This is a genomic window from Bowmanella yangjiangensis (assembly GCF_018531185.1).
In the GTDB taxonomy this organism is placed as follows: Bacteria; Pseudomonadota; Gammaproteobacteria; order Enterobacterales; family Alteromonadaceae; genus Bowmanella; species Bowmanella yangjiangensis.
The window spans coordinates 56,191-76,755 of sequence record NZ_JAHDJU010000001.1 but is presented as its reverse complement, the minus strand read 5'-3'; the positions used below and the strand labels follow the sequence as shown (position 1 = coordinate 76,755).

At 50.3% G+C, this 20,565-nt stretch carries 16 protein-coding genes; 7 read left to right on the top strand and 9 right to left on the bottom strand.

What is annotated here, in order from left to right; translation table 11 throughout:
- Nucleotides 1-16: 16 nt before the first annotated feature.
- From KJY73_RS00355 to KJY73_RS00345, 3 genes are all read right to left on the bottom strand, one after another.
- Complete coding sequence (locus KJY73_RS00355; RefSeq protein WP_214339108.1) at nt 17-1,432, bottom strand: hypothetical protein; 1,416 nt, start codon at nt 1,430-1,432, stop codon at nt 17-19.
- A gap of 142 nt (nt 1,433-1,574) precedes the next feature.
- Complete coding sequence (gene erpA / locus KJY73_RS00350) at nt 1,575-1,919, bottom strand: iron-sulfur cluster insertion protein ErpA (protein ID WP_206594887.1); 345 nt, start codon at nt 1,917-1,919, stop codon at nt 1,575-1,577.
- Nucleotides 1,920-2,002: 83 nt separating this feature from the next.
- The gene (locus KJY73_RS00345) at nt 2,003-2,725 is read right to left on the bottom strand and encodes a DUF6776 family protein (RefSeq protein ID WP_214339105.1); all 723 of its coding nucleotides are present in this window, start codon (nt 2,723-2,725) and stop codon (nt 2,003-2,005) included.
- Nucleotides 2,726-2,818: 93 nt separating this feature from the next.
- On the opposite strand from KJY73_RS00345, the gene KJY73_RS00340 reads away from it, so the two are divergent.
- The 3 genes from KJY73_RS00340 to KJY73_RS00330 all read left to right on the top strand — a co-directional run bounded on the left by KJY73_RS00340 (nt 2,819) and on the right by KJY73_RS00330 (nt 5,507).
- Nucleotides 2,819-4,501, top strand: a complete 1,683-nt coding sequence (locus KJY73_RS00340) for a chloride channel protein (protein WP_214339103.1) — start codon at nt 2,819-2,821, stop codon at nt 4,499-4,501.
- On the top strand, nt 4,498-4,929 hold the full coding sequence (gene hemJ, locus KJY73_RS00335) for a protoporphyrinogen oxidase HemJ (protein WP_214343153.1): 432 nt from the start codon (nt 4,498-4,500) through the stop codon (nt 4,927-4,929). The genes KJY73_RS00340 and hemJ overlap by 4 nt, the downstream gene beginning before the upstream one ends.
- An 86-nt stretch (nt 4,930-5,015) precedes the next feature.
- On the top strand, nt 5,016-5,507 hold the full coding sequence (locus KJY73_RS00330; RefSeq protein WP_214339101.1) for an AAA family ATPase: 492 nt from the start codon (nt 5,016-5,018) through the stop codon (nt 5,505-5,507).
- Between the two features lie 196 nt (nt 5,508-5,703).
- On the opposite strand, the gene KJY73_RS00325 is transcribed toward KJY73_RS00330, so the two are convergent.
- Both KJY73_RS00325 and KJY73_RS00320 read right to left on the bottom strand, forming a co-directional pair.
- The gene (locus KJY73_RS00325; RefSeq protein ID WP_214339099.1) at nt 5,704-6,588 is read right to left on the bottom strand and encodes a PhzF family phenazine biosynthesis protein; all 885 of its coding nucleotides are present in this window, start codon (nt 6,586-6,588) and stop codon (nt 5,704-5,706) included.
- Nucleotides 6,585-7,469, bottom strand: coding sequence for a DMT family transporter (locus KJY73_RS00320; protein WP_214339097.1), 885 nt, complete (start codon nt 7,467-7,469; stop codon nt 6,585-6,587). The genes KJY73_RS00325 and KJY73_RS00320 overlap by 4 nt, the downstream gene beginning before the upstream one ends.
- 98 nt (nt 7,470-7,567) lie before the next feature.
- Here KJY73_RS00320 and KJY73_RS00315 point away from each other — a divergent pair, with 98 nt between their 5' ends.
- From KJY73_RS00315 to hemL, 3 genes are all read left to right on the top strand, one after another.
- A complete protein-coding gene (locus KJY73_RS00315) occupies nt 7,568-8,461 on the top strand; it encodes a LysR family transcriptional regulator (RefSeq protein WP_214339095.1) in 894 nt (297 codons plus the stop codon).
- Between the two features lie 115 nt (nt 8,462-8,576).
- Nucleotides 8,577-9,593 carry an aspartate carbamoyltransferase gene (locus KJY73_RS00310; RefSeq protein WP_214339093.1) on the top strand — a complete coding sequence of 339 codons (1,017 nt, stop codon included), beginning with the start codon at nt 8,577-8,579 and terminating at the stop codon, nt 9,591-9,593.
- Between the two features lie 34 nt (nt 9,594-9,627).
- Nucleotides 9,628-10,908: a glutamate-1-semialdehyde 2,1-aminomutase gene (gene hemL / locus KJY73_RS00305; protein WP_214339090.1), complete on the top strand. Its 1,281-nt coding sequence runs from the start codon at nt 9,628-9,630 to the stop codon at nt 10,906-10,908.
- Between the two features lie 4 nt (nt 10,909-10,912).
- On the opposite strand, the gene KJY73_RS00300 is transcribed toward hemL, so the two are convergent.
- Complete coding sequence (locus KJY73_RS00300) at nt 10,913-11,827, bottom strand: GGDEF domain-containing protein (RefSeq protein ID WP_214339087.1); 915 nt, start codon at nt 11,825-11,827, stop codon at nt 10,913-10,915.
- A gap of 206 nt (nt 11,828-12,033) precedes the next feature.
- On the opposite strand from KJY73_RS00300, the gene KJY73_RS00295 reads away from it, so the two are divergent.
- Nucleotides 12,034-14,148, top strand: coding sequence for a tetratricopeptide repeat-containing diguanylate cyclase (locus tag KJY73_RS00295; RefSeq protein ID WP_214339084.1), 2,115 nt, complete (start codon nt 12,034-12,036; stop codon nt 14,146-14,148).
- Here the strand turns inward: KJY73_RS00295 and mrcB are convergent.
- The 3 genes from mrcB to KJY73_RS00280 are packed head-to-tail and all read right to left on the bottom strand — an operon-like array spanning nt 14,145 to nt 20,557.
- On the bottom strand, nt 14,145-16,457 hold the full coding sequence (gene mrcB, locus KJY73_RS00290) for a penicillin-binding protein 1B (RefSeq protein ID WP_214339081.1): 2,313 nt from the start codon (nt 16,455-16,457) through the stop codon (nt 14,145-14,147). The two genes, KJY73_RS00295 and mrcB, sit on opposite strands and share 4 nt — an antisense overlap.
- Nucleotides 16,457-18,907: an ATP-dependent helicase HrpB gene (gene hrpB / locus KJY73_RS00285; protein WP_214339077.1), complete on the bottom strand. Its 2,451-nt coding sequence runs from the start codon at nt 18,905-18,907 to the stop codon at nt 16,457-16,459. Before hrpB ends, mrcB begins: the two co-directional genes overlap by 1 nt.
- A 15-nt stretch (nt 18,908-18,922) precedes the next feature.
- The gene (locus tag KJY73_RS00280; protein ID WP_214339074.1) at nt 18,923-20,557 is read right to left on the bottom strand and encodes a tryptophan halogenase family protein; all 1,635 of its coding nucleotides are present in this window, start codon (nt 20,555-20,557) and stop codon (nt 18,923-18,925) included.
- Between the last annotated feature and the right edge of the window lie 8 nt (nt 20,558-20,565).

Here is a 20,565-nt window from a genome sequence, read left to right as displayed (position 1 = left end):
ATGCTCCATTTGATGTTTAAGGGGATTTTGTTAGACGAGCCTGTTGATAGCTGGCCTGGTCAGGAAAGTAACCAGCTGCTGCGCCAGATGCAACCAAATGCCGGAAACTCTGCTCAAAAATTTTCCTTAGTAAATGACCACGACTGGTATTTTGAAATACCACGAACAAAGGTAGGGCTTCTTTGATCTCACGCTGCACGTAGATAGCCTTTTCCTCATCACTCAAGTTGTAGCTAAAATCCACCAGCAGATCCACACGCTGGCTTTGCAGTAGCTTGACGCAGTCCAGCAGGTTGCTGGCCTCATAAATCTCAAGATTGGCGGGTAGCCAACTGGCGAACTCATAGCCCAGCACATGGCAGGCCTTACCTGGTTTCCCCCCGTCTAGCATGGCCGTCAGGCGGGAAGCATCCGCCGCCACAGCCACCACGGGATACTCATAGTCAATATGCACATTGGAACGAAGGGCACCCGCTGGAACTTCATAAGCGTAGGCCCCTACCAGCATGTCAAAGCGGCCTTCCACAAACTCTTGTTTAGCGCGTTTCCAGTTTGATTGCCGCGTTTCCAGCTCCACGGCCTGATCAGCAAAAACCTCGGCTAACATGCGCCAATATGTCGACTGTGGGGTGTCCGTGTAGCCCTGCCAATTGCCCGATATCGCAGACACTTTGCTGCTTGGCCCTAGGGAGGGGGCGATATGTATTGGTGGGATCCCATACTTCTGACGTAGCCGCCACACTTCACCGGTCAACTCCATCTCTTCCAGTTTGCTCGCCAGCTTTCTGGCCAGCGAAGCATGCTTTGCGTGTAAGTAATGAAATATGGAGGCATTATCCAGTGGGTATTGGATCCAATGTGCTGAGCTTTGATAAAAGCTCGCTGGCACAATCAATTCGGTCATGATTGCCGCATCCACCCGCTTTAACCTCAGCATGTCCAATACCGCGTTGGTATCACCTAGTTTCAGGATTTGCGGATGCACCGGCTGACGATTGAAATAGTCTTCCTGAAACTGAAATCCCCTTAATGTCACCAGACTATTAAGGTCGCCCAGTTCACATAGTCCACAGCGACGCCGGTCAGCCAGCAACACTAAATTGAAATCGTAGAGAGGGAAAGGCACTTGAATCAGATTTGGGTACACGCTTCCTATGCTCTGCCCCCTGTCTCGCAAGCCATCCAAGCGCCCTTCGTCAGCCTCAATAAAGCTGCGCCCAAGGGGCATGGACTCAAGCTCGAGACGATAACCAAGAGAAGCATAAGCATTCCCCAGCAGTTCCCCAACAAACTGGCTGTAAGGACTATCCGGCTGAATGGGGCTGTCCATTTTAAGCGGTTTTAGCTCCTCGTCTGCCAACAGCGGTCCGCTAATAGCGATAAGGAGTAACCCGGCCCAACACATCAAACGGGCTCGGTAATATCTATTCAAATGGAACAAACTCACAAGCTAAGTAAGAATTAATACCATACTAGAGCGTGTTAAATATTTGTATATGAATTTTGTTTTTGGCAGGAAAGTTTGGCCTAAGCCAGAGAATTGCTGGCCCGCAACCTATTACGGGCCAAATTGGTCAGATGCTGAAGCTGGAGCCACATCCACAGGTGGTGGTGGCATTCGGGTTATTAACCAGGAAACGGCTGCCATCAAGCCCTTCGCTGTAGTCAACCGTGCCGCCTACCAGATACTGCAAACTCATAGGGTCAACCACTAATGTCACACTGTCTTTATCAATGGTGGTATCACCATCGTTAACCTTTTCATCAAAGGTAAAGCCATATTGAAAGCCCGAGCAACCACCGCCAGTGACAAACACCCGTAACTTGAGGTTCGGGTTTTCTTCTTCTTCAATCAACGCTTTGACCTTGCGGGCCGCCGCATCGGAGAATTCAACAGGATAGGCTGATTCGACAGACATCTTTAACCTCAATCAGGACCGAAAAAACCGGGTGCACCGGTTGTATGCAAACGCCGCTATTATCTTATACCTGACTATTTCAATCAACTATTCAGTTCGGCCGTTTCCGACACCGACAACAACCACTCAAAGCTGCGTTTTTGCTCACCCTTTTTAGGCTTCGTCAGGCTGCAATCCACTTCGAGACGCTGAGGAATAAAGCCTTCTGGCAGTTGGAACAACCCTTCCAGCACCTCAAAATAGCGGAATCGAAAGCCTAGGGGCTTGCTGTCATCGCCCATTAAGTCAGTAAGTACCAACTGCGACGGCGTGCCATCCTTACTACCATGAATCACTACCTGTGCTTGGCCTTGCACCAGATCTTTACGCTTATCTTTTTGCATCATCACCAAAGCAAAACGAAAATAGCCCGGGCTGTTGGTCGCTTCAATATCCAAGGAATCGACCACCACCCCCTGCTCTTGCATCTCTGGGGCCATGACTTTCTGGTAGAAGGACAATTCCCGACGAATCTCCGCCTGCTTTTGCATACTCTGGGTAAGACTACCCTGCATTTGCTGGCTGGCTAAACGCTCAACCTCCAGTTCCACGCCCAGGATATTCAGGCTTTTGGTCAACTTGTTATTTTCCGCCGTGACGTTCGCCAAACTTTGCTCGAGGGCCTCAATCTGACGCGCTTGGTATTCATACTGATGGTTACCCCAACGAATTCCCAGGTAACCAACCAATACCAGCAGGGCGATCATCAGCCAATAAAAGCGCATGGCGCCCAACTTCGTTTTCAATGCTTTAGGAGACAGCAACATCCATTTCCTCTTTGACCAAAGTGTCTGTCATATCAGGGTTTTCTTCTGCTGAGTTGTGATAGACTTGCGATAAATCGCCTTGCCAACCACACCATGAATTTACAGGGACTGCGCCAGGAACTCGCTCATCCACGCACCTCAGTGCAACTTTGCCTGCTCGGCATAGTCGGCGGTGTTTGTGCCGCTGTGGTGATAATTCTGTTTCGCCTGACCATCGAGTTATTGCAGGGATTGTACCTGCAACAGGGCGACAATTTTACCACTATGGATGCAGTTGACCGATTTATTCTACCCATCATCGGCGCCGCCCTGATCCTGCTGTTTGCCTTTGTCACCGGCTTTAAGCATTACCGTATGGGCATTCCCTACGTGATCCACCGGGTTAAACATCGTTATGGTCACATTCCACTGCGTACCAGCATAAACCAGTTTTTTGGTGGCGTCGTCGCCCTGGCCAGCGGATTTTCAGTTGGCCGTGAAGGCCCTAGCGTGCATTTAGGGGCGGCGGGCAGTAGCTTCTTAGGTCAGTGGTTAAAACTCCCCTATAACAGTATTCGAATTCTGGCTGGGTGCGGCATTGCCGCGGGCATTTCCGCTTCCTTTAACACCCCCTTTGCGGCGGTCATTTTTGTCATGGAAGTGGTGCTGCGTGAATACAAAATTCATATTTTTATTCCTGTCATGCTGGCTGCCGCCTGTGGCTCGGTGCTAACGCGCCTGGTATTTGGCGAAGGCAGCGAACTGGCACTGCTTAACTTCGGCCAGTTTAATAACTGGTTCTATTTGTACCTGATCCCTGTGGGTGTGCTGCTGGGTGCTATGGCCACCTTATTTAATAATCAGTTAATGAATATGATTCGCTGGTTTCGCCCCTTGAATATGGCCAGCCGTTTGCTACTCGCTGGCCTGTTAACCGGCATGGTTGGCTATCTTCTGCCGCAGGCGATGGGCTCGGGCATGAGCTCCATCCAGTTTGTAGTAAGTTCACCGGATAATCTCGTATTGTTATTTGCCATTCTGGCCGCCAAGTTCCTTCTGACCTTGATAGCCTTGGGCCTGGGTGTACCCGGCGGGGTAATAGGTCCGGTTATCGGTATGGGAGTATTAACCGGCGCTATTATGCTGCTGCCCTTGGGGCTGTTTATGGATGATACCTCCGCCTATACCGGCACCTTTGCCTTGTTAGGTATGGCGGGTTTACTCAGCGCCGTGTTACATGCACCTTTGGCGGCCTTATCAGCGGCCATGGAACTGTCGTTGTCTCCACAAATTATCTTGCCAGCCATGCTGGTGATTGTGCCAGCCTATGTCACGTCGACTCAGTTATTTAAAAACCGCTCCATTTTTATTCGCCAACTGGATTACCAGAAACTTAGCTACACCACGTCGTCGATTCGTGAGCACCTGCAAAAAACCGGGGTTATGGCCGAAGCCAACAAAGACTTCAAGCTGTTTCAGGATAGCCCAGAGCAACTTATGCTCAACCACTTGCAGCAACAGCCCACGGATTTAATAGTGCTGGCGCAAGATTTTGAAATTGGCATGCAATATTCTCTTGTACAGTTTGATGTAAGCCTGAGTCCGGACCAAAGTCACCCGCTTAAATATGTGGTGATGGAAGGTGTACCTGCCCAGGCAACCCTCGCCGAAGTATACGAAATTCTGCAAGCCGGTCGTGACGGCGCCGTTTATATTTATGAAGACACCCCCAGCGACATTGTCGGAGTAATCACCTGGAACGGCTTGCGTGCCCAATTAATGAAGGAGCAGTACTGATGATTTTGTGGTTCAAGGCCTTACATGTTTTCTTTATGGTGGCTTGGATGGCCGGGATTTTTTATCTGCCCCGCCTGTTCGTTTACCATGCTCAAACTGACAACCAGGCCGTCAAAGACCAGTTTAAAGTCATGGAACGCCGCTTGTGGTGGTTTGTAACCCCCTTTGCTGTTCTGACCCTGGTATTCGGCTTGGCGCTGATCTTTACCTACGGCCGCGATTGGTTTCGCGCTTCCATGTGGCTGCATTACAAACTCGTTGGCGTGATTGCCATCTACGCCTATCACTTCTACCTCTATCGGCTGCTTAAACAATTTGCCAAAGATGAAAATCGTCATTCACCGCGCTTCTACCGTTTTTTGAACGAAGCGCCAGTATTAATACTGCTGGCAATAGTTTGTCTGGCGGTGGTTAAACCCTTACTCTAAAGAGATAGTTGGCAGAGGCTGAATAGGTTTGCCAAGACTAGCAAAACTGTTTTGATTGAGTAAAAAAGAGGTGCATTTTGGCTGGCATGGGAACGCTGTTCTTTTTTTGCGGAAAGATGGGGGCCGGTAAGTCTACCTGGTCGCAAAAAGTGGCATCTGAAAACAACGCGGTGCGCATTTCAGAAGATGACTGGCTTTCTGCGCACTATCCCAATCAAATCGAAACATTCGAAGACTACCTGAGACTCGCAAGCACCATCAGACCCTTTGTTAAAAGGCATGTGCAGCAGATCCTGGCGACCGGTACCAATGTGGTTATGGATTTTCCAGCTAACACCGTACGGCAACGAGCTTGGTTTGTGGCCTTGTGCAGTGAACTGGGTGCGAAGCATCAGATGATTTTTCTGGATCTGACTGACGAGCAGTGCCTGGCACAAATTGCAAAACGCCGTATTGAACAGCCGGAACGCGCCCACTTTGACACCGAGGCGGTATTCAGACATGTCACTGAATTCTTTGAGTTTCCTGGTGATGACGAAGAGTTAGATATTGTCAGTTACCACCACACTAGCCGCTAGCGCCATTCCTAAGCTATTGTTCGATCAGAGGTCGGTTAACCTTAATCAAAGAAAGCTGAGATAAGAAAACCAGGCAATAAGCCACATATACTCGATTGACAGCGCACTACAGCTGAGGGGGAGCTTCACCCAACACCTGCGTAGTGCCTCCCACTAAAGTGAATAACTCCTCAATAAACATATTCCTCTGTTCATACTAATTTGCGTCTTCGTCCAGATAAAAGTGCTCGCAAACATGCAGTTCGGCTTCAAGAGCAACAGAAGAAATCATGTCATGGCCCGCCATAGATACCCGAGCATGACTCAGTTGCGCATGATGTTTTCCTTGCGAAACATTAAGATAATCAGGTCCGCTAAAGCCAGATTTGGCACATATATAGTTGGCTAACGAAACTGCTGCAATCGCCGAATTGCCATTATAAATGTCCTCATCAATACCTATGTGAGGGGCAAAAAAGCGCCCCACCATGCTCTCCCGTCTCGACACACAATAGGTGAATGCAAAACATCCTGTATGCTGCTCAGATAAAAACGCCGACAACCTCACATTGCCTGGGTGCAAACGAAACAAAGTAGCCTCATCAGGCAGCAGAATGGCACATCTTGAACGCCCGTTATCATTGGTCAGATGGAAAAATGGATATTGGTTTCCTTGGATGTTCAGTGCGGCCAAAAGTGACACAGGAGCAGATGACGCTTTTTTAATATGCCAGGCGCGATCAAACAGTGAAAAATGCGTTTGGCTTCGCTGTTTTTTTTCCACAATCAAAGGCTCACCATGAAGCAGAAAGCAGATAGTTTTCCCTGCCGAAGGGTATGCCATGTCCACTGCACAAGCGGCTGCCAAAGAAGCATGACCACAGGACCGCACCGGAACAACAGGCGTAAAAAACTCTAGAACAAAACCTGATTGCATGCGGGTTACAAAAGCCGTTTCTGCGGTACCTAGCTTTTTTGCCAGGCGCTGTTTAACGACTGCACTAAGCGCGCGGTCAGACAGTATCACTGAGGCCGGATTTCCACTTTCACTTGAGCAAGAGAAAACATTGATTCTAAAACATAGCAAGGCAGAGCTTTTCATTTTGCTGATGCTCCTTTTGCTGTTTTGCTTTGAGCTTGTTTGTCACCGGCCAACAAAATAGCACTAGCGAAAATAATGCACCCACCCAAAACCATAGGTAAATCGAGATTATCATTGAAAAATGAGACACCTAGCGCAGTGGCAAATACTAACCTCAGGAAATCGATAGGAAGCACTCGACTTGCTTCAGCCAGAGACATAGCGCGCACCAGGCAAAACTGTGAAAGTATCACTCCGCCACCAATCAAGAGCAGTATGGGTAAATGTTCAGTTTTAGGTGTCGTCCAATTGAAATAGGCCACAATACAACTCAATGGCAACAAGAATATAAAAGGGTACGCCACTGTTTTACTGTGCTGCTCCACTGATGACAGGCGCTTAACCATCAAAAAGGCTACAGCAGTCATACACGCCCCGAGATAGGCGGCAACCAAACCGTAAGAAGTCACATCAAAACTGGGACGCAAGGTAACAAGCACACCGGCGAACCCCAATCCCAACGCCGTCAGACGAACCTTGGTCAAGCGTTCCTTGAAAAACCAAAGTGCGCCCAGGCTAGCAAACACAGGCGCACTGAAAGACACAGAAACGGCCGACGATAAGGGCAACAACGCGACAGACAAAAAGATGGAAAATCCTCCAATGAAGGCTGCTGCCGCCCGAACTAAATGACTAACTAAATAGTCGGTTTTAAACAGACCTAAGCCATGCATCCGCAACAGAGGAAGTATCGCAAACGCGCCAATCAAATTCCGGAACAAAAAAATGGTTTCGGTTGATAATTCGCCAGATAAGTGACGAACCAATGCCCAGATAGCAGACTGGATAATGGCGTAAAGCCCCATAAAAGAAGCGCCGTTTAATGAGATAGCAGGTTTCATATGTGCACCCGTTAAGTAAGCAGATGGCACATTTTAAATTCTTTCCTACACGGATATAATCAGTCAAATAGAAAGACATAATTTCCACAGAGGAAAATATGAGAGCAACCCCCGATAAACTCTTTTTAATGAAAGTCTTCACCGTTGCAGTTAGGCAAGGCTCTTTTACCAAAGCCGCTTTCGAAATGGCCAGTACGGTGTCGTCGATAAGCAAAGCTATTAGCAAATTAGAAAGGGCTGTTGGACACCAGTTGATTAAACGCACAACCAGAACGCTGGAACTAACCGACATAGGCGCACGTTACTTCGACTTTGCCGCCCGCCTGCTCGAGGATGTCAGTGAATTTGAAGAGTCCATGCAACGAGTTGGGGACGAACCGTTCGGCACCATTAAGATTTTAGCTCCTGGAGCCATTGGACAGCTCATCATCGCCCCAAAACTACCTGAACTAATGAAGACTTATCCCCAATTAAATATACAACTGACCTTGTCCGAACAACGCTATGACACCTTTGACGAACAGTTCGATATACAGATCACCTCGGTCAGGCCTCCGGCAAACGCCCGGGCTTATTGCCGGCAATTGGCGGCGCGTCGCAGGGTTATTGTGGGCGCGCCTGAATTCTTTGAAAAATATGCCAAACCCGATCAACCTCTGGCGTTAGAAACGCTGCCACTGCTGAGATACCAAGGTCAGCAAGTATCAGACACATGGGAATTTCAACAAGGCGAACAGCGGACAGTCATTCACCCCGGACGTTATTTTGTATCAAATAGCTATCCCGTTGTTTTGCAAGCAGCATTATCTGGGGTCGGGCTGGCCAATTTATATGAATATCTTGTTCGGGAATACGTGAAAAATGGTGATTTGCTGACGTGTCTGGATGACTGGACACAAGAGACCCGCTTTGTTTATGCGATTTACACGCACAAGAGGGAAGCTTCGCACAAGATTAGGCTGATTCTGGACTTTCTGGACAAGGTCTTTTAGCGCAAAACATCTCTAACCAGATAGAGAATTAAATGCCAGGCAACCCAGTACCGGGATAGTCTTCACCGCTCGGTCTTGCTAAAATCCACCCACTCCCAACTAAGCCGATATCCCCATGAACCAGTTCAAAGGTCAGCACATTCTTTCTGTCAATCAATTCAATCGCGACAACATTCAGCAAGTGTTTCAGGTAGCAGACAGAATGCGCCCTTACGCGCATCGACAGAAGCGCACCAAGGTGTTGGATGGCGCTATTTTAGGTAACTTGTTTTTTGAAGCCAGCACCCGTACCAGGGTCAGTTTTGGAACGGCGTTTAACCTGCTGGGGGGAGAAGTCAGAGAAACCGCGGGTATGGCCACTTCAGCACTGTCTAAAGGCGAGTCGTTGTTTGATACGGCCAGGGTACTGTCAAGCTATTCAGACATTGTCGCTATGCGTCACCCGGATGCAGGCTCGGTGGCCGAATTTGCCGAAGGCAGCCGGGTGCCGGTAATTAACGGCGGGGACGGGCCCAACGAGCACCCCACTCAGGCCTTGTTGGATCTCTATACCATCAGCAAGGAGCTGCAATTCCACGGCGACAGCATCGAAGGTATGCATATCGCCATGATAGGCGACCTGAAACATGGCCGCACTGTGCATTCATTATCCAAACTGCTGTGTCTGTACAAGAACATTCGCTTTACCCTGATTTCCCCGCAGGAACTGGCTATGCCGCAATACATCATGGATGAAATTGAGAATGCCGGTCACAGTCTTAAGGTTACCGATCAGTTGGAAGGCAGTGTAGATGCTGATATCTGCTACCAGACTCGCGTTCAGGAAGAGCGCTTTACCAGTAAAGATGAAGCCAACAAATACCGCGGAAAGTTCCGTCTTAATCAGGATATTTATACCCGTCATTTCCAGTCCAAAACCGTGATTATGCACCCGCTGCCACGCGACTCCCGCGCCGATGCCAATGAACTGGATAATGATTTAAACCTTAACCCCAATCTGGCTATCTTCCGCCAGGTAGATAATGGGGTATTGATCCGTATGGCACTGTTCGCCTTAACACTTGGTGTAGAAGATATTGTTGAGAAGTACGATTGCGACGTGCAGTGGTACAGCAACAAACAAAACATTTAGCGCCTTTTTCTTTTAACTTATTCAGGCTGATAACATGCAAAAATCCATTCAGTTGTTCGAACGCGCCCAACAGCACATTCCCGGTGGCGTTAATTCTCCGGTTCGCGCCTTTAAAGCCGTTGGTGGCACGCCATTGTTTATTGAGCGGGCCGATGGGCCTTACCTGTTCGACGCCGATGGAAAACGCTATATCGATTACGTGCAGTCGTGGGGCCCTATGGTACTGGGGCACAATCATCCAGCTATTCGCCAGGCGGTACTGGACGCGGTGGAAAAAGGCTTAAGCTTCGGCGCCCCCACCGAAATCGAAGTGCAGATGGCCGAACTGGTGAGCCAACTTGTCCCTTCCATGGAAATGGTGCGCATGGTCAACTCAGGCACCGAAGCCACCATGAGCGCCATTCGTTTGGCACGTGGCTATACAGGCCGCAATAAGATCCTGAAATTTGAGGGCTGCTACCATGGCCATGCCGACGCGCTACTGGTAAAAGCCGGTTCAGGCGCCCTGACCCTTGGCGTACCCAGCTCCCCAGGCATTCCTGCCGATTTTGCTCAGCACACTCTGACAGTGGAATACAATAATCTGGACAGTGTTCGCCAGGCATTTGCTGAGGTGGGCGATCAGATTGCCTGTATTATCGTTGAACCTGTTGCCGGCAATATGAACTGTATTCCACCGGTTGAAGGCTTCCTGCAAGGCTTGCGTGCCATTTGTGATGAATATGGCTCGGTATTGATAATCGACGAGGTCATGACAGGGTTTCGTGTCGCACTGGGCGGCGCGCAAGCGCACTATGGTGTGACTCCGGATCTGACTTGCTTGGGTAAAGTACTGGGCGGCGGTATGCCGGTGGGTGCCTTCGGTGGTAAAGCCGAGATTATGCGCCATATCGCGCCCACCGGGCCCGTCTATCAGGCTGGTACCTTATCCGGTAACCCTGTTGCTATGGCCGCCGGTATTGCGTCTCTCACCGCTATTCAGCAACCCGGCCTGTATGAGCAGTTAAGCCAAACCACCAAGCAATTGGCTGAAGGCTTTAAAGCCTTGGCGGATAAACACGGCATCCCGATGAGCATCAACTATGCAGGTAGCATGTTTGGCTTGTTCTTTACCGATGTTGAGCGAGTGACGAATTATCAGCAAGCCATCAACTGCAACCAAGAGCAATTTAATCGCTTCTATCATGCCATGCTGGCTGAAGGCGTGTATCTGGCCCCAGCTTCCTATGAAGCGGGCTTTGTATCCGCCTGCCACGATCAGGCCATTATCGAGCAAACCCTGGCAGCCGCAGATCGCGTGCTAGCGGCCCTATAAAGTCTTAAGATGGGCGGCTGATAACACAATTTCGGCCGCTATTCTTTGCCTGATAAAGTCCATCGTCGGCCCGTTTCATCAAGCTTTCTATTTTATCTTCACTCTGTAGCGTACTGACGCCAGCACTGATGGAGATGGAATAAGACTCACCGAGTTCCTGTTTAAAATCATAACCAGCAACAGTCTTGCGAAGCCGCTCTGCAAGCTGAACCGCATCAACCAAGTTGGTATTGGGCAACAGTACCGCAAATTCTTCCCCGCCATGTCGGCAAAGCAGATCCTGCTGGCGGAGCTGCTTTTGGCACAAGTTCGTGATAGTGAGCAACACCTTGTCACCGGCAATATGGCCAAACTTGTCATTGACGCCTTTAAAACGGTCCAAATCGAAGATAATCAGAGATAAGGGATGGTGATAACGTTGATATTCCGCGAAGCGTTCTTCCAAGGCTTCCATCATCTTGCGCCTATTGAAAGCGCCGGTAAGTTCATCCTGCTCGGATAAAATCTTAAGTTGCATCTGCATGTTGTAACGTTCAGTGATGTTTCTGGCCACCCACACCACGGCACGCTCACCTTTCACGGGCTTTCGCAGCGGCTGAATACGCCCTTCGAACCAGATTTCCTCATCGGGTCCTTCGGCTAATTCCAACCCCTTAACATCTCTGGCCCCCAAGGCATATTCAACAGTTCGAAGGCGTCCTTCGCTGATGGTTTGCTGGATTTCCTGTAAAAACCAATCAGCCCGCTCTTTGGGCAAAACATCATGCAGGCTGAAATTCACTAAATGTGAACCATCATGGTAATACCTGGCATCATGACCACCTATCAAAGCGACATACTTGCCTGACTCTGAGAGAACAAAGACAGGATCCGGCAAAGCCGCCAACATCTCCATCAGCAGTTCAAGATTTTGCTTCAATCAGGTTGAACCTCAACAACGTAACAACAAACGCCTTATTCAAAACCGAAAGACAGGGCAAGTTTTTGGTCTGCCTGGACGGGAATCAATACGGCCCAACAAATGTAACACTCCGGTTAATTTTATATTAGCATGAGTCAAAATGTTTGATAGACCAAGCAGGTGGTAGCAAGGATGATAAACCGAAGCACGATGAGCAGCAGGGCATGAACAATCTGTTACACAGGTTGGTAATAATGTTCTGCCTGCTGTTTGATTCAGGCTATGTCCTGGCACAAAGCAGTCATGTCCGAGTGCTTCTCGACGAGGCGCGGCAACATCGTGAAATGGGGCAAATTGAGCAAGCCACAAAGGTTGTTGAACTAGCCCTCTCTTTGGCAAAAGACAGTGGTAATGACAGCGATATCGGTCGTGCCATGATTGAACAAGGAGAGCTAGCGGGAGAGCAGGGTGACCTCAATCACGCCATGGAAATATTCGACCATGCTCAAGCTTTGCTGGAAAACACTCAGGACATCCAAGCCAAGGCTAAGGTGTTAGGAGCCAAAGCAGGCAATTTACGTATGCAAGGGCAGCATCCTCAAGCCCTGATTCTAAGTCAGCGAGCGTTGGCGCTTTATCAAAGCATAGGCGATGAACTTGGTATCGCTGACGAATTCACTGCCATCGGCGTTTCATTGGAATGGCAGGGTGTATGGCAGGACGCCCTGCATGCTTACGGCCAAGCATTAGAAATAGCCAAAAAACACAATGACACCGTGAGATTAGCCACATCATTTTACAATATTGGTGAAATTCATCGTGATATGGGAGACCAGGAAACTGCCCTAACTTATTTCCAGGATGCATTACGCTTGGATATTGATTCTGGTCAGCCAAAGAACATTGCCTACAGCCACACCAAAGTCGCCAACGTACTGAAAGACTTAGGCAGAATTGATGAGGCCCGTCAGCAAGTCATACTGGCACAGGCGCTATTTCAACAAATAAATGCCGAGCGTGATGCCCTTTGGGCCAAATTGGTACTAGCGCGCATCGAGTTTGCTGCTGGCAACATTCCGTTGGCAGAGCAGCTGCTGCTGGAAGGTTTACGGGGCGTTCAGGAAAAGGAGGTATTAGATCTGAATGTTAATGCCCTCTTGCAGCTGTCCGAACTTTATTTGAAGCAAAACAACCTTGAATTAGCAAAGCAGCATATTGAGCAAGGTTATTTATTGGCATCTCAGCAGCAGAGCAAAGAGAAGTTGGCAGATTTTGAAGCACTCAGAGTCAAACTCTTTGCTCAGCAGAATGACTTTCATCAGGCTTTTCTAGCGCAGCAGAAAGTCCAACAATTAAAAGACGAACTGTTGGATACCCACCGAGCTGAATCCTTGGCACGGATGCAAAGCCAGGCCGAATTCACCCGCCGCGCGCAAGAAATAGCGCTGCTAAAGAAAGACCAGGAGCTACAGCTCACAGCCGCCGAGCGTGAACGTTTTCTCTGGTCATTATGGATTGTGGCATTAACCAGCGGCTTTTTAGTGCTGTTCCTGGCGTATGGCAAATACAGTCAGCGTCGCTTAACTCGTCAACTCAGCGAACAGGTGGCCCAGCGTACCGCCCAGTTAAATAGCAAAAATCAGGAACTCCAGGAAGCCTATCGTCAGGTCGAGCAGGCCAGCACCACAGACCCGCTTACCGGTCTGCGTAACCGACGCTTTCTGGAACAGAATCTACAACCTGACTTGCAGCGCAGCTTGCGCCTGCATCAAGATCATCCACAGAATGACGGCAATGACGATAGTGACTTGCTGTTCTTCCTGGTAGATCTGGATGACTTTAAACAAGTTAACGATGTACACGGGCATAGTGCTGGGGATTTGGTGCTACAACAATTTGCCGCGTTACTCCAACAGGTATTTCGCAGCTCTGACTATCTGGTGCGCTGGGGTGGTGAGGAATTCTTAGTTGTCTCGCGTTTTACCAACCGCAGGCGAGCAGCCGAGCTGGCACAGCGATTACTCGATACTGTGCTGGAGTACCCCTTTACCTTAAGTGATGGCACCCTGTTACCAAAAAGCTGTTCCATTGGTTACAGCTGCTTTCCTCTTATGCCGGAACACCCACAACAGGTAAGCTGGCATCAGGTTCTGGAAGCCGCTGATGCCAGTCTTTATGCGGCTAAGTCATCGGGCAAGCATTGCTGGATTGGTATTGAAGGAGTCCAACCTGGCTATTTACCTTCGCCCTCTGATCAATGGGCAGCACTAGCCCGCCAAGACAAACTGATGACCAACGCTTCTACAGACCAGGTACTGTGGCCATCGCACCCGGATTAATCACCAAATAAGCGCTCCCAGAAGCTCTGTTTTTTGGGGGCTTGCTTGGGTTCCCTTTTGCCTTCGCAGTGCTGCGCAGCCGCCAGTGCATCGAGTACCGCAGGCACACTAATACTCTGTGGACAACCAGGCTGCAGATGCTGGCCGGTCACACTATCAAAATGTGCGATACCCAATCCTTGTGGGAAAGGTCTCACCAAGGATTTAGGATGCTGGCGCTTCAAATAATCAATATACAGAGGCAGTGCACCTGTGGCGCCAGCCAGGCCTGTGGCTTCGTTGTTGTCTTTACCCAGCCAGATAGTCACCAGATTATTGCGGTCAAACCCGGCATACCAAGCATCACGATAGTCATCCGTGGTGCCGGTTTTACCGGCCAGATGCAAGTTCGGGAAGCTTTGCTTAAGCACTTTAGCGGTGCCATCCCGGGTCACTTTGTTCAGGGCATAGTTGAGCAAGTACACCGCCTTACGATCTGCCCGGCGTTCACCAGTCAGCTTTTGCTGCCAAATCAGACGCCCGTCCGAATCAGTAACGGTGTCGATAGTATGCAAAGGAATATACAGCCCTTCATTTGCCAGTGTCTGGTACATCTGATTGACTTCAAGAGGTGTAAAGGCCGCTGCGCCTAGGGTTAATGCCGGATAAAGACTCACGTCTTCCTCCACGCCCAAACGTTTCAGGGTATAAGCAATTTCACTTAAGCCAACCTCCATCCCCAGGCTAACCGTGGGCACATTAAGGGAATGGCTCAAGGCCGTCAGCAATGATACTTCGCCTCTGAATTGGCGGTCAGCGTTTTGCGGCGACCACAGCTGCCCCTGGCTGCTTTTCAACTTAATAGGTTCGTCTTTCAACGGGGTTGCCAGATTGTAATAAGCCGGTTGTTCCAGTGCGGTCAGGTATACCGCGGGTTTAATAATCGAACCTATCTGCCGCCGTGCATCCAAGGCCCGGTTAAAGCCCTGATAATCGGTATTGCGACTACCCACCAAGGCCCGAATTTCACCGGTAGCAATGTCACTAACCACCATAGCGGCTTCCAGTTCGCTGATCTTGCGCCGCTTTTCCAGCCCATCCAAACCCTGACTGACTGATTGCTCAGCCTTGCGCTGGGCCAGTGGATCCAAGGTAGTAAAAATTTTAATCCCAGCCTGATGCAAAGAGGGATCAGGCAAGGCAACATTGAGCTCACGGCGTACCTGATCCATAAAGGCCGGGTGTTTTCCCTTTGCCAGCTTCGAACCTTGCGCCAATCCAAGCGGGGTTTTTAACCAGGCCGCATACTGCTGAGCGGTAGCTTGCTGGTCATCAAAATACAACCGCAGTACCAGGTTGCGCCGTTCCAGTACCCGCTCTTCATGGCGACGTGGATTGAAGAATGATGGGCCTTTGATGATGCCCACCAGCATCGCCATTTCCGGGATGCTAAGCTCATCCAATGGACGGTCGAAGTAAAAATAGCTGGCCAACCCGAAACCATGCACGGCGTTGGCACCATTTTGCCCGAGGAACACTTCGTTAAGGTACGCCTCCAGAATCTCATCCTTGCTGTAACGCAGCTCAATTAACAGCGACATCAAGGCTTCATTTAGCTTTCTGCTCAGGGATTTCTCCTGACTGAGAAAGAAGTTTTTCACCAACTGCTGTGTCAGGGTGCTGCCCCCTTGTACGGCCCGCCCAGCACTAACATTCGCCACCAGGGCGCGCAGAATAGCCAAAGGAGCCACACCAAAATGCTGGTAAAAATCCCGGTCTTCCACCAGCAACAACATTTGTACCAGTTCAGGCGGCACATCAGCGAGCTCAACCAACATACGGTCTTCCTGACTGTTGTTGGCAAACCGGGTTACCAGCCAAGGTTCAAGGCGCAGGCTGTTCTGGGCGCGCCCACCGTCAAGTTGGATGCCGGCAAGCTCTCCATTGGCAAAAGTCAGTGTTACCCGGGCTTCGTCCTCAAAGCCTCCGGCAAATTCAAAGGCGCGACGATGGAAGATCAGCTGATTACCCTGTCGATTGAACTGACCGCTGCCTTTCACCGAAGGTACCCTACGGTAGGCCAACCATTCGAGCTCTTCGACGACTTCGTCCATCGCCAATTCCTGGCCAACCTGAAGCAACATCGGCCTGGCATAAATTTGGGCCGGCACCTGCCATTTACTGCCACTGAACTTGTCTTTTATTTGCGCATCCAGGTACAAGCAGTAAGCTGTCAGACACACCAACCCGACCAGAACAATCTTGAGACTGTGGCGCCATAACCACTTAAATGGATTGCGGGATGGTTGTACTGCTTTGCGTTTTGTCATTACATCGCCTTCTTGGTTCGCGTGGTCGCCTGGGCAGAGGCCGGATTGTCCGGCCAAAAATGTTTGGGGTAGCGCCCTTTCATTTCCTTCTGCACATCCTTGTAAGTTCCTGCCCAGAACCCGGCCAGGTCACGGGTCTTTTGTAATGGACGCCTAGCCGGAGACAAGAGTTCAATAATTGGGATGATACGCCCCTCTGCAATAGTCGGTGTGTCGGCCTGACCATACATTTCCTGCATGCGTACCGACAAGGTAACCTGACCATCTTCGCTGTATTCCAGTGCACAGCGACTGCCGCTTGGTACGACGAAATGGGTGGGCAAGGCTTTATCCAGCCAGCTTTGCATATTCCAGTCCAGACGATTGCGCAGCAATGCGGCGAAATCCAGTGCTTGTAGCTGTTTTAAGGTGCGTACGTCAGCCAGGTAAGGTATCAGCCAGTCGGCAAGACTGTCCAGCAGGGTGGCGTCTGTCCAGTCCGAGAGTTCAGGCTGGCCAAGGGTTTTAGCGGCCAGATGAATACGGTTTAACAGCTGCTTGGCATTGTCTGCCAATGGCAACCATGTCAGGCCTTTTTCACGGATAAGGGACACCCAGATCTGCTCGAGTTGGGCCTTATCCGGGTTAGCCATCACTTCATTACGTACCACAATACTGCCAAGTTTCAACAGCTTACGAGCACGGATCTGCCCAACGTCATCATGCCAGTCACAGCTAACACTGGATGTCAGCCAATGGCCCGCTTCCGCTTCCAGTACCGGCCAATCAAGTCTGGCCGTCAATCCCGCCCGGATATCGCCACCGGCACCAGTCTGAATCAGATCCGCCACCAGCAGGTAGTCGTGATCACAGAGTGGATCTTGCTCTTCCAGCTTGATACCAATACCTCTGGCAAGCAGATAGCGCCCTGCGCCACGAGACTTAGCTATCCGGTCTGGAAATGCGTGAATAAGCAGGCGTGCCGCATCGCGGCTATCAACCTTGTCGACAAACTCGCCCTGTAAGCGCCGCATCCAGTTTACCGCCAGTTGCATAATGGGGTCCTGACGATGGCGCAGCAGCCAGTCGATACGTTCACTAATACACAAGGTATGCGAGGTTTTCAGGGGGTCTTTACTTTCCAACAAGGCGGCCAGCATACAAGCTAATGTGAGTGCCGCCGGCCCCAATTGCTTCGCGTGCAACATCATATTGGCTAGGCGGGGGTGACACCCCAACTGGCATAGTGCTTTACCGTGACGGGTAATTCGTCCGTCGGTATCCACTGCATCAAGCTGCACCAATAAATCCCTGGCTTGAGAAAGCTGGGCTTGCGTCGGATAATCCAATAGCGGCAATGCCGTCAATTCCGTCCCCCAGGCAGCCGCCTCCAACATCAGCGGCGCCATGTCAGCAAGCAAGATTTGCGGCTGACTTTGACTGGCCATGCGCCCATGCTGATCCTGTCCCCACAACCGGTAGCAACGACCGGGGCCGACCCGCCCTGCCCGTCCTGCCCTCTGCGTGGCAGATGCCTGAGAAATTCGCTGGCTGGTCAGGTGAGTCACGCCCTGATTCAGGTCAAAGCGAGCCACCTTTTCCAGGCCACAATCAATCACCTGGCTAATATCTTCAATGGTAAGACTGGTTTCTGCTATGTTGGTAGCAAGTACCAACTTTTTCATCCCAACAGGCAATGGCTCCACAGCGGCCATTTGCGCTTGTTTACCCAGTTCCCCATACAAACAATGCAACTGCACCTTGCTATCCAACTGCTCAGACAAAAGCCCAGCCAACTTTCGGATCTCGCCCGCGCCAGGCAAAAACGCCAGCACCCCGCCATCTTGCGTCAATGCCTGTCGAATAACACTAGCCATAAAGGGCAGCCATTGCTGCTGAGATGGCGGAACGTGGTAAGAGTAGTCAATAGGGAAACTTCGCCCCTCACATTGCAGCCAAGCGGCATCCGGCAATAAACGCTCTAGGCCTAGCTCATCGAGGGTGGCCGACATGAGCAACAAGCGCAGGTCCTCACGCAAGGCGCTTTGGCTTTCCAGACACAAGGCCAGGGCAAAATCGCTATGCAGATTACGCTCATGAAACTCATCAAAGATAACTATCGCGGTATCTGCGAGCTCAGGGTCCTGCTGCAACTTGCGCGTTAGCAGGCCTTCGGTCAGAATTTCCAGACGGGTGTTCTGACTAGTTTTATTCTCCCCACGCACCCGATATCCCACGGTCTGTCCGACCGGCTCCCCTAACTGAGACGCCAGATAACCGGCAATAGCCCGCACTGCAACCCGTCGGGGTTGCAACATCAGGATTTTCTTATCTTTAAATGATGGGTTTGCCAACAGCCATAAGGGAATGGCTGTCGACTTACCGGCTCCGGGTGGAGCACTTAAGATAACGTTGCGACGACCAATCTCTTCAAGTAATTGGGATTTAATACTGACAACAGGCAGAGACATGCTCGGAATTTCACCTTAGGCTACCCACCCTGCTGGTTTGGCGGCGGCGGGATACACCGGCATGCCAAGTATCCGCTGCAGCCAGACGGCATGCGGGGGTAATTTGTTTCTGGCCATCTGCAACCGTTGCAATATGGCAGGCGGAATTGTAGCAGGAGGGCGGTTGTGACCAAACCACTCATTGCATTCCTGCTCCAGAAAGCCCATACCATAAAGAATACATTCATAGCTTTTATGGCCCCACAAACCTGCTGTATCTACGGGTGGACGTTGATCCATTGCTCCGCCCCAAGCTGCTATGCCGCTCTGTTGTCCAGGAAACCAGCCATCTTCAAAATCAGAGGCGGTTGGCGGCTTCATGCGCCAAAAATCAAGCTTGGCCGCTAATCTGGGGTTGATTCGCTCAGGACGCTGCACTTCCTGCCAAAAATCGGTATCGGTGCGCTTGGTCAAGCAATAATGCATGTTAATAAAATCAAGGATCTCATAAAATCTATTGCTGAGAATACGATTGTACCGGCAGGCCATGCTTTCCAACATGTTATCTGTATAGGGGAAATGTTCGGCCAGCATCACAACACCGAGATCACTCAAATACAAGCCGGTGGATTCTAAAGGCTCAATAAAGCCGGCTGATAGCCCTATAGCCACGCAATTTCCTTGCCAGGCCTGATGTCTGCGTCCAACCTTAAAATGCACAAAGCGGCTTGGTAATGACTCGCACCCGGGCCCTTGATAAGCCCGCAATTCTCTTTCTGCTTGTTCTGGTTCAATAAAAGCGCTGCTATGCACATAACCTACCGAGCGCTGATGCTGCATAGGGATATCCCAAATCCAGCCATTGGATTGGGCACTGGCGGTGGTATAGGGACGAACCTGGCCGGGATAAAAGTTGTCATAAGGCACATGCATAGTGACAGCACGGTCGCATAAAAGCCATTGGGAACAATCCTCAAAACCGACCTGCAAACTTTGCTCTATTAAACGTGCGCGAAATCCTGTGCAGTCCACAAATATATCGGCCTCAATTTCCTCGCCCTGATCGGTGCTTACAGACTGGATATGCTGGCTGTCCCTGAGCTTAACCTCTTGCACATTTGCCAGAGTATGCTGCACACCTCTGGCCACCGAGAAATCGCGCAGATAGTCGGCAAACTTTTGTGCATTCATATGATATGCGTAGCTAAGAGGGGCACCAAAATCCCACTGCCCCATCATCAGCGGGGAGAGCCCCATTTCACAGATAAGGGGCTGTGCCGAGCAGGTTTCCATAAAAGGGATCTGCCGGTCACTTTTAAGCCAGCGTTGACCCGACACATCCAAAGGCTGCAATTGGATCCGGCTAAAGGGATGATGATAAAAGCTGTTATCTTTCTGTACCCAGTTGACGTACTTGATCGACTGTTTGAATGTCGCATTTGTCGCCCGCATAAAATCCATCTCATCAACCCCCACCACGGCCAGTAAGTGGCGCATGGAGGGAATTGTGGCTTCGCCAACGGATATCCTGGGAATATCCGGTGATTCAATCAGGCGAATTCTGACATTTTGCTCTTCGCCCTTATTGTTTAGCGCACCATTCAAGTAAGCCGCTGCCATCCACCCTGAGGATCCACCACCAACAATCAACACACTGCGAGCCTTGCGCATAGACATCC

Excerpts from the sequence above, each read along its gene's own strand:
- KJY73_RS00310 (WP_214339093.1), top strand. The coding sequence starts at position 8,577 with ATGAACCAGTTCAAAGGTCAGCACATTCTTTCTGTCAATCAATTCAAT.
- erpA (WP_206594887.1), bottom strand. The coding sequence starts at position 1,919 with ATGTCTGTCGAATCAGCCTATCCTGTTGAATTCTCCGATGCGGCGGCC.
- hemL (WP_214339090.1), top strand. The coding sequence starts at position 9,628 with ATGCAAAAATCCATTCAGTTGTTCGAACGCGCCCAACAGCACATTCCC.
- hrpB (WP_214339077.1), bottom strand. The coding sequence starts at position 18,907 with ATGTCTCTGCCTGTTGTCAGTATTAAATCCCAATTACTTGAAGAGATT.
- KJY73_RS00295 (WP_214339084.1), top strand. The coding sequence starts at position 12,034 with ATGAACAATCTGTTACACAGGTTGGTAATAATGTTCTGCCTGCTGTTT.
- KJY73_RS00315 (WP_214339095.1), top strand. The coding sequence starts at position 7,568 with ATGAGAGCAACCCCCGATAAACTCTTTTTAATGAAAGTCTTCACCGTT.
- KJY73_RS00325 (WP_214339099.1), bottom strand. The coding sequence starts at position 6,588 with ATGAAAAGCTCTGCCTTGCTATGTTTTAGAATCAATGTTTTCTCTTGC.
- KJY73_RS00345 (WP_214339105.1), bottom strand. The coding sequence starts at position 2,725 with ATGTTGCTGTCTCCTAAAGCATTGAAAACGAAGTTGGGCGCCATGCGC.
- KJY73_RS00320 (WP_214339097.1), bottom strand. The coding sequence starts at position 7,469 with ATGAAACCTGCTATCTCATTAAACGGCGCTTCTTTTATGGGGCTTTAC.
- KJY73_RS00280 (WP_214339074.1), bottom strand. The coding sequence starts at position 20,557 with ATGCGCAAGGCTCGCAGTGTGTTGATTGTTGGTGGTGGATCCTCAGGG.
- KJY73_RS00340 (WP_214339103.1), top strand. The coding sequence starts at position 2,819 with ATGAATTTACAGGGACTGCGCCAGGAACTCGCTCATCCACGCACCTCA.
- mrcB (WP_214339081.1), bottom strand. The coding sequence starts at position 16,457 with ATGACAAAACGCAAAGCAGTACAACCATCCCGCAATCCATTTAAGTGG.
- KJY73_RS00330 (WP_214339101.1), top strand. The coding sequence starts at position 5,016 with ATGGGAACGCTGTTCTTTTTTTGCGGAAAGATGGGGGCCGGTAAGTCT.